Raw genomic sequence first — 12,470 nt, forward strand, 5'->3', positions numbered from 1 at the left:
TGTGCAGTCGCTCAGGCGTGCGTGGGGTTGTTCTTGTGTTCTTCGTCGAGCCAATCGACGCGGCGCATCTTGCGCACCAGCACGAACTCATCGCGGTTGGTGCCGATGGTTCCGTAGTAGTTGAAGCCGTAGCTGTACTGCGCGTAGCCGCCGATCATGTGGGTGGGCTTGAGCACGATCCGCGTGACGGAGTTGTGGATGCCGCCACGTGTTCCGGTGATCTCCGAGCCCGGCGTGTTGATGATCTTTTCCTGTGCGTGGTACATCATCACCATGCCCTGGTTCACGCGCTGGCTGACCACCGCACGTGCTGCAATCGCACCGTTGGTGTTGAAGAGTTCGACCCAGTCGTTGTCCTCGATGCCTGCGCGCTTGGCGTCGTCCTCGCTCAGCCAGACGACCGGTCCGCCACGGTTGAGCGTGAGCATGTGCAGGTTGTCGCTGTACGTGCTGTGGATGCCCCATTTCTGGTGCGGCGTGATGAAGTTCAGCGCAATCTCGGGATTGCCGTTGGGCTTCTTGCCTTCCACTTCATGCAGCGTCTTCAGGTGCACGGGCGGACGGTAGCTGACGAAGCCTTCACCGAAATCACGCATCCACGGATGGTCCTGATAGAACTGTTGGCGACCGGTGAGCGTGCGCCATGGAATCAGCTCATGCACATTGGTGTAGCCCGCGTTGTAGCTGACCTTTTCACTCTCCAGACCCGACCATGTAGGCGAGCTGATGATCTTGCGCGGCTGTGCCTGAATATCGCGAAAGCGAATCTTCTCGTCCTCGCGATGCAGCGCCAGATGCACGTGATCCAGACCCGTCTGCTTGCCCAGCGCTTCCCATGCCTTGCAGGCCACATGGCCGTTGGTTTCGGGCGCGAGCATCATCACGACTTCGGTCGCGTCGATGTCGCTCACGATGCGCGGCATGCCCTTGGTCACGCCTTCTTCGCGCACACGGCCGTTCAAGTCACCCAACTGCGCCACCTCGGTCTCGGTGTTCCAGCCGATGCCCTTGCCGCCGTTGCCGACCTTCTCCATCAACGGGCCCAGTGCGGTGAAACGCTTGTAGACATTCGGGTAGTCGCGCTCGACCACGCTGATTTGCGGAGCCGTCTTGCCGGGAATGAGATCGCACTCGCCGCGCTTCCAGTCCTTCACGCCGAAAGGCTGCGCGAGCTCGGCTGCCGTGTCGTGCATGATCGGAGTGAGCACCACTTCCTTTTCCACGCCGAGGTGGCCGACGCACAGCTCGCTGAAGGTCTTGGCGAAACCCTTGTAGATTTCCCAGTCGCTGCGCGCCTGCCATGCGGGGTCCACGGCTGCGGACAGCGGATGGATGAACGGGTGCATGTCGCTGGTGTTGAGGTCGTTCTTCTCGTACCACGTGGCAGTCGGCAGAACGATGTCGGAATACAGACAGGTCGTGCTCATGCGGAAGTCCAGCGTGACCAGCAGGTCGAGCTTGCCTTCCGGCCCGTTGGCGTGCCAATGCACCTCTTCAGGCTTGGCTTCTTCGGGGCCCAGGTCCTTGCCCTGCACGCCGTGCGTGGTGCCCAGCAGATGCTTGAGGAAGTACTCGTGGCCCTTGCCCGACGAGCCCAGAATGTTGGAGCGCCACACGAACATGTTGCGTGGCCAGTTGGCGGGATGATCCGGGTCTTCGCAGCTCATGGTGAGCGATCCGCTCTTGAGCGAGTTCACCACGTAGTCCTTGGCATCGACGTTGGCGGCCTGCGCATCGCGCACCACCTGCAGCGGATTGGTCTTGAGCTGCGGCGCGCTGGGCAGCCAGCCCATGCGCTCGGCGCGCACGTTGTAGTCGATCATCGAGCCGCTGTAGTCGCGCTTGTCGGCCAGTGGCGAGAGCACTTCTTCCACGCCCAGCTTTTCATAACGCCACTGATCGGTGTGCGCGTAGAAGAAGCTGGTGGAGTTCTGCTGGCGTGGTGGACGCATCCAGTCGAGCGCGAACGCCAGCGCGGTCCAACCGGTCTGTGGTCGCAGCTTTTCCTGACCCACGTAATGCGCCCAGCCACCGCCACTTTGCCCGATGCAGCCGCACAGCATCAGCATGTTGATGATGCCGCGGTAGTTCATGTCGCAGTGGTACCAGTGGTTCATCGCAGCGCCGATGATGACCATCGACTTTCCGTGCGTCTTGTCGGCGTTGTCGGCAAATTCGCGTGCGGTCGTGATGACCTGATCGCGCGGCACGCCGGTGATCTGCTCCTGCCATGCGGGCGTGTAAGGCACGTTGTCGTCGTAGCTTGTGGCTGGTCCCTCGCCTTCCAGACCGCGATGGATGCCGTAGTTGGCGGCCAGCAAGTCGAACACGGTGGCAACCGCCACACGGCCTTGCAGACCATCGCCCGACAGCTGCATGTGCGAGACCGGCACGCGGCGCACGAGCACGTCACCGTCCTGCTCGTTGTGCTTGAAGTTCGGAGACTCCACGCCGCCGAAGTATGGAAACGCCACGTCGGCAACCGAGTGCTGAACGCTTGCGTCTTCCATCACCGACAGCTTGAGATTCACCTCGCTGCCGCCCGCTTCCTTGGTTTCCAGATTCCACAGGCCCTGGTCTTCACGGCCTTCAGCACCCCAGCGGAAACCGATGGAGCCGTTGGGCACCACCACGCGGCCGTCCTGCTCGAAGGCCACGGTCTTCCAATCAGGATGGTTGTCCTGACCGAGCTTGCTGTCGAAGTCGCTTGCACGCACATAGCGATCGGGCACCAGCGCGGTGCGGCCATCGGGCAGCTTCTTTTCCTTGAGCGCGACGAGCAGCGGCAGGTCGGTGTAGCGACGTGCGTAGGCGTCGAAATACTCACTCTTCTTGTCGAAGTAAAACTCCTTGAGGATCACGTGACCCATCGCCATCGCGACGGCAGCGTCCGTGCCCTGCTGCGGGTGCATCCACAGATCGGCGAGCTTGGCGACTTCGGAATAGTCGGGCGTGACGGCCACAACCTTCGCTCCCTTGTAGCGCACTTCGGTGAAGAAGTGCGCATCGGGCGTGCGCGTCTGCGGCACGTTGGAGCCCCACGCGATGAGGTAAGTGGAGTTGTACCAGTCGGCGCTTTCGGGCACGTCGGTCTGCTCGCCCCAAGTCTGCGGACTGGCCGGTGGCAGGTCGCAATACCAGTCGTAGAAGCTCATGCAGACGCCGCCGATCAGGCTCAGATAACGGCTGCCAGCGGCATACGAAATCATCGACATCGCGGGAATCGGCGAGAAGCCGATGATGCGGTCCGGGCCGTGCTTCTTGATGGTGTAGATGTTGGCGGCGGCGATGATCTGGTTGACCTCGTCCCAGGTGCTGCGCACGAAGCCGCCCAAGCCGCGTTGCTTCTGCCATTCGCTGCGAGCGGATTGGTTTTTGACGATGCTGGCCCACGCGTCCACCGGGCTCTTGGCCACGGCCAATGCGGCGCGCCAGTGCTTGAGCAGACGGCCACGAATCATCGGGTACTTCACGCGGTTGGCGCTGTACAGATACCAGCTGTAGCTCGCGCCGCGCGCGCAGCCACGTGGCTCGTGGTTGGGCAGGTCGGGACGTGTGCGTGGGTAGTCGGTCTGCTGCGTTTCCCAGGTGACGATGCCACCCTTCACATAGATCTTCCACGAGCATGAACCCGTGCAGTTCACGCCGTGCGTGGAACGCACGATCTTGTCGTGCGCCCAGCGATCACGGTACGCGTCCTCCCAGGTGCGGTCTTCGCCATTGGTCTGGCCGTGCCCGCCGGAGAAGCTCTCCGTGGGCTGTGAGAAATACATGAGACGGTCTAGAAAATGGCTCATCGTGGAACTCCTAACTTTTTCTGATCAATTTGTTTTCAGTGGTTCGATGTACTGAAATTCATCCAACTCTCAATGACGTTCACACCACCCCAAACGCTTCCGAAGGCCGCGGAGCAGGCCATGCCAACGAACGCCGTGGAACTGGCTTTGCCAGGCCACTGGCGTTGTCCCCCTTGAGGGGGAAGGCGCGAAGCGACTCAGGGGGTGTTCCATGTCAGCAAGGCATCTCTGCGTTCTTGCGCGAGTAGAACCACCAAGTGACTACGACGCAGACGATGTAGAAGCAGGCAAAGCACCACAGCGCCAACTCGGGGCCGCCGGTCGCGGCGATCGAGCTGCCGTAGCTCTTGGGGATGAAGAAGCCGCCGTATGCGCCTAGCGCACCGGCAAAGCCCACGGCGGCAGCGCCTTCGGTATTGCCTTCCTTGGTGGCTTGTGTGCGAGCGGCTTCATCGCCTTGGCGAATGCCGCGCATCTTCTGTGTGAGGAAGATCACGGGGATCATGCGGAAGGTCGATCCGTTGCCGATACCGGTGGTGCAGAACAGCACCAGGAACATCGCGAAGAAGCCTGCAAAGCTGCCTTCGGCGGGACCAAACGGGAACACGAAACCACCCGAGCCCTTGGGCAGGAAATACAGCACGCCGATCACCGCCAGCGCCATCACGAGGAAGTTCCAGAAAGTGACCACGCCGCCGCCGATCTTGTCGGCCAGCCAGCCGCCGAAGGGGCGCACGAGTGCGCCGACGAGCGGGCCCATCCATGCATAGGCGAGCGGATTGACTTGTGGGAAAAGCGCCTTGATGAGCAGCGGAAAGCCAGCAGCAAAGCCGATGAACGAGCCGAAGGTGCCGAGGTACAGAACGCACATCACCCAGTTGTGCTTGTTCTTGAAGATGGCAGCCTGATCGGCAAAGCTGGCCTTGGCGTCGGCGATGTCGTTCATGCCGAACCAGGCGGCGATGGAGCACAGCGCAATCCATGGCACCCAGATGAAGGCGGCGTTCTGCGCCCAGAGCGTCTGCGTCTGACCAGCCTTCACGACGGTCTGCGCATCACCGCCGAGCACGCCGAACACGCCAGCAGTGATGACCAGTGGGCTCAGAAACTGCACTGCCGACACGCCGAGATTGCCGAGGCCCGCATTCACGCCCAGCGCCGAACCCTTGCGCTCCTTCGGAAAGAAGAAGCTGATGTTGGCCATGCTGGAACTGAAGTTGCCACCGCCCAAGCCGCACAGCAGCGCGAGCATCAGCATGGTGGGATAACCGGTGGTGTTGTCCTGCACCGCGATGCCGATGCCGATGGCTGGAATCAAAAGCGAAGCGGTAGAGATAGCGGTCCATCGACGACCGCCGAACACTGGAATCATGAACGAGTAGAAAATGCGCAATGTCGCGCCGGACAAGGCTGGCGCGGCGGCCAACCAGAACAGCTGGTTGGTCGAATACTTGAATCCCATCGCGGGAAGATTCACCGCTACCACGCTCCATACCTGCCAGATGCAGAAAGCGAGAAACAGCGCAGGCACGGAAATCCACAGGTTGACGCGGGCGATGGCCTCGCCTTCACGCTGCCAGAAGGCCTTGTCCTCCGGCGTCCAGAGCGTGAGTACCCGGCCTTGTCGGCGCGCGCCCATCGTTGCAGTTTGGTTTGACATGAAAGTCTCCAGAGAATTAAACGCAACTCATGCAGCAGCCATCACGTTGGTGCGGCGCACCTCGGTGAAGTACATCCAGATGAGCGACACCCAGACCACGCCGTACATCAACATGAAGGCGCTGGAGCGGATGCCTGTCCAGTCCATGAGCAGGCCGAACAGAATCGGAAGAATGAAGCCACCCATGCCACCTGCGAGGCCGACGATGCCGCTGATCGCGCCGATGTTTCCGGGGTAGTCGTTGCTGATGTACTTGAAGACACTGGCCTTGCCGAACGCCCATGCAATGCCGAGCACGAACATCAGAGCGGTGAAGGTGTAGACGTTCAGGCCGATGTGGAAGGTGGTCGGTCCATTGACGGTCAGGATGGTGAAATCGGTCTGCGGATACGACAGCAGGAACAGGCAGATCCAGCTCACCCACATCACCCACCAGGTCACGGCGTGCGCGCCGAACTTGTCGCTGAGCACACCGCCGATGGCACGCAGCACGCCGCCGGGCAGCGAGAAGCAGGCAGCCAGCAGAGCCGCCACGCGGATGTCCAAACCATATTCACCGACGTAGTACTGCACCATCCACAGTGACAACGCGACATAGCCACCGAACACGATGCTGTAGTACTGGCAGTACTTGAGAACGCGCGGGTCCTTGAGCGCCTTGAGCTGATCGGTGAACGACACGTTGCTGGCCACCAGATGCGAAGGATCGCTGTAGCTGAAGACCCAGAACAGGATCACGGCACCCAGCATGATGGCCGCATACACATGCGGCACAGCGGCCCAGCCGAAGGCCACCAGAATCACGGGCGCGACGAATTTGTTGACTGCAGCGCCGGAGTTGCCCGCGCCGTACACGCCCATCGCCATGCCCTGACGTTCCTTGGGAAACCAGCGCGCGACATAAGGCGTGCCCACCGAGAACGCACCGCCTGCCAAGCCCACGAACAAACCAGCGACGAGGAAGTGCCAGTACTCGGTGGCGTAGCCCATCACCCAGATGGCGGGCACGGTCAGCGCCATCAGAATCGTCATGACGATGCGGCCACCGTACTTGTCGGTCCAGATGCCCAGCGGCACACGCACCAGCGAGCCGGTGAGCACCGGCATGGCGGTGAGCAGACCGAACTGCGTGGAGTTCAGGTTCAGCATCTTCTTGATCGGAATGCCGATCACGCCGAACATCATCCACACCATGAAGCACACGGTGAACGCGAGCGTGCTGACGATCAGCACCGACCACGCACGACGTTGCTTGGTGGCGTCGTCAACCGGGCCGGTTGCGCCACTTGTGGTGGCTTTGATTGACGTGTTGACCATGAGAAGCCCTCTTTTTGGTAGATGGCTTGATGGTCGGGTTTTCACTGAATGCTGAACATCCTTCGGGCGGATGCTCAACCATCGGCAGAAGAACGATGGCGCATCGTCCTCGCCTACTCCCAAAGAACTATGAGGGAGTATGGGGCCCCTTTTGCAAGGACCACGTCAGTTTCTTCAGGTCGATTTGTCGGCAGCGCGCACGCGGTCAGATGCGTACACCGCCGCCTGCACGCGCGACGAAAGACCGAGCTTGCGCAGGATGTGCTGCACATGGATCTTCACCGTGGTTTCGGCAATGTCCAGCGTGCGCGCGATCTCCTTGTTGCTCGCACCGCGCGAGATTTCGCCAAGCACTTCCTCTTCGCGCGGAGACAGTTGCGGCACGTCGTCAGGCACAGATTCGCTTGCTGCCTCGTCGGCAGCGGCCACAGGCTCCTGCGAACGCAATGCGGCGACGAGCTTGCCCATCATTTCCGGGCTGACGACCGATTCGCCACGCATGGCGCGATGAATGGAATCGGCCAGCATGTGGCCTTCGATGGTCTTGAGCAGATAGCCCTGCGCGCCCTTGCGCAGCGCGGCGGCCAGGTCCTGCCCGTCCTCGCTCACGGTGAGCATAAGGATGCGGCTGTTTGGCGATGCTTCGCGCAGCCCCGCAATCGCGTCGATGCCGGTCACACCGGGCAAGTGGTTGTCGAGCAGGATCACATCGGGCCGCAGCTCGGGCACGAGCCGCAGGGCTTGTCCCGCATCAGCCGCCTCGCCGATAACCTTGAGGTCCGGCTGCTGCGCGAGCAAGGCCACCAGACCGCGACGCATGAGCGTGTGGTCGTCAATCAAAAAGACGCTTACGGGAGTGTTCATGGGAGATCGTGGGATATCAAAGGGGTGGCCAGCTCACGCTTGGTGGATGGCGTCTGGGATGCGGCGAGCGGCAGATGCACCACCACGCTGGTGCCGGGGCCGGGCATGCGTGGATGCACGTCGAGCCGTGCGCCAATGCGCTCGGCCCGTTCCTTCATGATGCCGAGGCCGACGTGCAGCGAGTCGGGCGGAACGTCTTCCAACTGGAAGCCGCAGCCGTTGTCCAGCACCTCGAATCGCCAGAACGGATGGCGCTGCACCAGCAGATCGACCCGCGTGGCACCGGCGTGCTTGCGCACGTTGGAAAGCGCTTCCTGCACGATGTGCAGCACCTGGATCTGCACGTCGGGCGCAAGCGGATAACCGTGTCCATGCATGGACAGCGTGGTCGCCACGCCCGTCTGGTGTTCGAACTTGGAGAGCGTGGAGCGCAGCGCGTCCTCGATGTCTTCGTCCTGCGTGCGCGTGCGGAAATGCACCAGCAACTCGCGCACATCGTTGTAGCACTCCTGTACGCCGATCTCGAGTTCGTCCATGGTGCGGTTGCGCGCACCATCGTCCTTGCGCGACACGGCATCGCGCAGCAGATGCGTCTGGATCTTGAGAAACGCGAGCGACTGCGCAATCGAGTCGTGCAGCTCACGCGCAATCAGGCTGCGCTCCTGCGCGACGGCGGCTTCGCGCTCCAGCGCCGTCACGCGCATGCTCTCCATCGAGTTGGCCAGGTGATGCGCCATGGTGGTGAGCAGATCGCGCATGCCGTCGCTCAGCGCTTCATGCGTGCGGAAAAACAGATCGACCTCGCCGAGCACGCGCTGCTGCAATTGCACGGGAATGCTCACCACGGTGCGAAAGCCCGCCTGCAGACAATGCGACAGGCCTTTTTCGTAGCTGCCCTTGGGCACCAGACTGATCACGCGCATCGCCGCCGGACCGGCTCCCTGCGACTGCCCGCATTCGCAACTGCCCGCCATCAGGCATTGCTCTTCGTCCTGAATGGCTTCGGGCATGCCTTCGGACGCCAGCATCATGTAGCGCTCATTGGTCTCGTCCGACCAGCGCACGACCGCCGCGTCGCAAGCGGCCACCTTCTTGATCTCCTGAATGAAGCCCTGCGTCAGCATCTGCAGGTCGGTAGCCTCGCCCGCCAAAGCGCTCACCGCATACAAGGCCGCCAAGCGCTGGTTCTGCACTTCGATGCTCATGGTCTTCTCGCGCACTTTCTGCTCCAGATCTTCGTGCGAGGACTGCAGCGCGTGCGTCATCAGATTGAAGCCCGCGTTGAGCTGCCCGAACTCGTCCGTGCTGTCCACTTCGATGCGCGTCGCCAGATCACCCTGTCGCACGCGCGAAAGCGCCACCTGCAGCCGCGACACCGGATTGAGCACCAGCAGATAACTGAGCGCAATGAACGCGACCGCCGAGCCGATCGCCAGCGCCACCATGAAAAGCTGGAACAAGTGCAGCGCTGCGGTGAGGCGTGCGATCTGCGTTTCTATGGATTCGACGAACTGATCCACCGATGCCGCAAACCGATCCGCCCGTGCCAGCGACTGCGCGCCGTCGATCATCGGCTGCTTTTGCCAATCGCCCTTGAGCGCGGTCCAGGCGCCATGCACCTCGGCGTAATGGGCGCGGGCTTCGTCGTTCCATGGCACGAACAGGGGCCGCGAGGGATCGCCCACGCGCAGCAGTTCCAGCGATTCATCGAAGCGCTGCGTGCGTGCGAGCAGCGCTTCGGGTGACTCATGCTGCCGCGCCAGCACCATGCGCATCATGTTCATGCGCAGACGCCCTGCCTCGTTGACGGCAGCCGCCCCACCTTCGAGCCGCCAGGTGATCCACAGCGTGAAACCAATGGACGCCAGGGCCACCAGCAAAAAGATGATCCCCAACGCCTGCAGCTTGGTGGAGAGTGATGGCCGAGTGTTCATTGCCGCAGTCTATGAACATGAGGACCGCATGGAATTGACTTCGGTCAATTCCTCAGCAGGTCAGCCCCACCCGTCCGCGCCAAAAATCAACAGGCCGCGCATGGAAACCCATGCGCGGCCTGTTGCATTCAGACGCTCGGTGTCGGCGAGAGGCCGACCCCACGTCACGTCAGTTCACGTCACATCAACCGCAGCTGCCCAGTGCGCCGCACTGCGTGCAGTAGTCGCAGCCGTCCTTGCGGATCACGGCGTGCGCGCCGCACTCGTGGCACTTCTTGCCGGCCATGGTGGGCGGGTTGCCGCCGTTCTGGCTGATGTCGGCATTCGCGGTCAGTGCGGGCTCGCCGAGCGGCAGGCTTTGTTGCTGGGGCGTTGCGCGCTGGGCGAGGATGTTCTGCACCGCGTAGGCGATGGCGGCGACTTCGGAGTCGTGCCACAGCGGAATGCGCGTGCCGTCGTCCTTGGTGTGGAAGCCCAGACGCACGGGGCCGCGATCCCACGCCACCTTGCGCATGTCGGACAGCGCACGTTCGAGGAAACCACCGCGCGCGGCCAGCGAGAGCAGGCGCATGCTGGAGGTGATCCACTGCTGCGACTCGCCGCTCTGGCCCACGGGCATGAAGAACTCGATGGCACGGTCGATGGTGCCGCCATGGCCATCCGGCACCGGCAGGAACGACACGATCAGGTACAGCGCCTTGTGGCCTTCCTGCGTCCAGTATTCGAGCTTTTCAGCCACCGCCGACAGACCGCCCTTGGGACGGCTTTCGATCATGGTGCGCATCGGATCGAACACCGCCGTGGGAGCGACAGCAGCCGGTGCGGGCGTCTCTGCCTTGGGCGCGGGCGTGACTTCGAGCACCGCGCCCAGAATGCTGTTCGGGCGGTAGGTGGCCAAGCCCTTCAGACCGGAATGCCAGGCCTGCAGGTAGAGGTTCTTGAAATCGTCGTACGGATAATCTTCCGGCACGTTGACGGTCTTGGAGATCGCCGTGTCGACATAAGGCTGCACCGCCTCCATCATCGCCACGTGTTCGCCAGCGGACATGTTCATCGCGCTCACGAAATACTCGGGCAGGTTGTTCACGTCCCCGCCCAGCGTCTTGTACACGCGCCATGCGTAGTCTTCGACGATGTACTCGCTCTTGCTGCCATCGGCCTCGCGCTTGCGGCGGGTGTAGGTCCACGAGAACGGTGGCTCGATACCGTTGGAAGCGTTGTCGGCGAATGCCAGGCTCACGGTGCCGGTGGGCGCGATCGACAGCAGGTGGCTGTTGCGAATGCCGTGCGTGCGGATCTGCTGCTTGAGGTCCTTGGGCAGGCGGCTGGCGAATGTGCCTTCCGACAGATAACCATCGGCATTGAACTTGGGGAACACGCCCTTTTCCTTGGCGAGTTCGACCGATGCGCGGTAGGCCGCGTCACGCATGCGCTCGGCGATCTGCACCGCCATTTCGCGGCCTTCCTGGCGGTCGTAGCGCAGCTTGAGCATGGCCAGCGTGTTGCCCATGCCGGTGAAGCCCACGCCGATGCGGCGCTTGGCGGCGGACTCGGCACGTTGCTGCTCCAGCGGCCAGAAGGTCAGGTCGAGCACGTTGTCGAGCGCACGCACCTGCGTGGCGACCGAGGCTTCGAACGCGTCGAAGTCGAACTTGGCCGCGCCGTGGATGCCGAACGGGTTGCGCACAAAACGCGTGAGGATGATCGGGCCCAGATCGCAGCAGCCGTAAGGCGGCAGAGGCTGCTCGCCGCACGGATTGGTGGCCTGGATCTTTTCTGCGTAGTGCAGGTTGTTGTCGGTGTTGATCTGGTCGAGGAACAGAATGCCCGGCTCGGCGAAGTCGTAGGCCGACTTCATGATCGTGTCCCACAGCTCGCGTGCGCGCAGCGTGCGGTAGATCCACTTGCCATCATCGCGCTGGCGGGCACCCGCGCTTTGCAGTTCCAGGCCCGGAGTGGCTTCGTGCACCAGTTCCCACTGGGCATCGGCCTCCACCGCTTCCATGAAGCCGTCAGGCACACCGACGGAAACGTTGAAATTGTTCCAGCGACCTGGCGTGCGCTTGGCGGTGATGAAATCCAGCACATCGGGGTGATCGATGCGCAGCACGCCCATCTGCGCGCCGCGACGTGCGCCCGCGCTCTCCACGGTGGAGCAGGACTGGTCGAACACATTGATGTAGCTGCAAGGACCCGAAGCCATCGAGGCCGTGCCCTTGACCAGCGCGCCGCGTGGGCGGATGCGCGAGAAGTCGTAGCCCACGCCGCCGCCGCGACGCATGGTCTCGGCCGCTTCGCGCAGCGCTTCGTAGATGCCGGGGTAGCCCGCGTCGTCCACACCCTGGATGCAGTCACCCACGGGCTGCACGAAGCAGTTGATCAGCGTGGCCTGAATGTCGGTGCCCGCCGCGCTCATGATGCGGCCCGCGCCGATCGCGCCCAGACGCAGGTTGTCGAGGAACTTGGCTTCGAGCGGCTCGCGCAGATCTTCGCGTTCCACCGATGCCAGCGCACGCGCAACGCGGCGGTACAGCTCCTCCACGTCCTTCTCGTCGTTTTTGAAATATTTCTCGCGCAGAACGTCGAGGCTGATGGGTTGCATGGACAAGGTGGGGGTCAGATCGGCTGTTTCGCGTTTCATGAAAAAGTGCTCTCCACAGTTGGAAAGTAAGTGAATTCTTTGGGATCGTCGTGGCAGAGGGCCAAGGCTTCGGCATGCCGTTTCGCGCAGGTCGTATTTCTACACCTTCCACGGAAAATGTGTCTGAATTCTAATCAAGGCATCTTCCATCGAAGCTCATTTTTAATAGCAAACTTGCCTCACCATTGCTGGCAATATTCGCAATTACGAAGATAGCCCTTGACAGACATTTCTGACATTCATTTACAAGAGATGAC

At 62.1% G+C, this 12,470-nt stretch carries 6 protein-coding genes; all 6 read right to left on the minus strand.

Annotated elements, in window-relative coordinates; all coding sequences use genetic code 11:
- Positions 1-11: 11 nt before the first annotated feature.
- The 6 genes from G7048_RS08370 to G7048_RS08395 all read right to left on the minus strand — a co-directional run bounded on the left by G7048_RS08370 (position 12) and on the right by G7048_RS08395 (position 12,213).
- Entirely contained in the window at positions 12-3,797 is a 3,786-nt protein-coding gene (locus G7048_RS08370; RefSeq protein WP_166067692.1) for a nitrate reductase subunit alpha, read from the minus strand.
- Positions 3,798-4,011: 214 nt separating this feature from the next.
- A complete protein-coding gene (locus G7048_RS08375; protein WP_166067693.1) occupies positions 4,012-5,457 on the minus strand; it encodes an MFS transporter in 1,446 nt (481 codons plus the stop codon).
- A 27-nt stretch (positions 5,458-5,484) separates the two neighbouring features.
- Positions 5,485-6,774: a nitrate/nitrite transporter gene (locus tag G7048_RS08380; protein ID WP_240933218.1), complete on the minus strand. Its 1,290-nt coding sequence runs from the start codon at positions 6,772-6,774 to the stop codon at positions 5,485-5,487.
- 174 nt (positions 6,775-6,948) lie between these two features.
- A complete protein-coding gene (locus tag G7048_RS08385; RefSeq protein WP_166067694.1) occupies positions 6,949-7,638 on the minus strand; it encodes a response regulator in 690 nt (229 codons plus the stop codon).
- Positions 7,635-9,572 (minus strand): type IV pili methyl-accepting chemotaxis transducer N-terminal domain-containing protein, encoded by a 1,938-nt coding sequence (locus G7048_RS08390; RefSeq protein WP_166067695.1) that lies wholly within the window; start codon positions 9,570-9,572, stop codon positions 7,635-7,637. The genes G7048_RS08385 and G7048_RS08390 overlap by 4 nt, the downstream gene beginning before the upstream one ends.
- A gap of 184 nt (positions 9,573-9,756) precedes the next feature.
- Positions 9,757-12,213 (minus strand): adenosylcobalamin-dependent ribonucleoside-diphosphate reductase, encoded by a 2,457-nt coding sequence (locus G7048_RS08395; protein ID WP_166067696.1) that lies wholly within the window; start codon positions 12,211-12,213, stop codon positions 9,757-9,759.
- Between the last annotated feature and the right edge of the window lie 257 nt (positions 12,214-12,470).

The organism is Diaphorobacter sp. HDW4B, assembly GCF_011305535.1.
Lineage (GTDB): Bacteria > Pseudomonadota > Gammaproteobacteria > Burkholderiales > Burkholderiaceae_C > Diaphorobacter_A.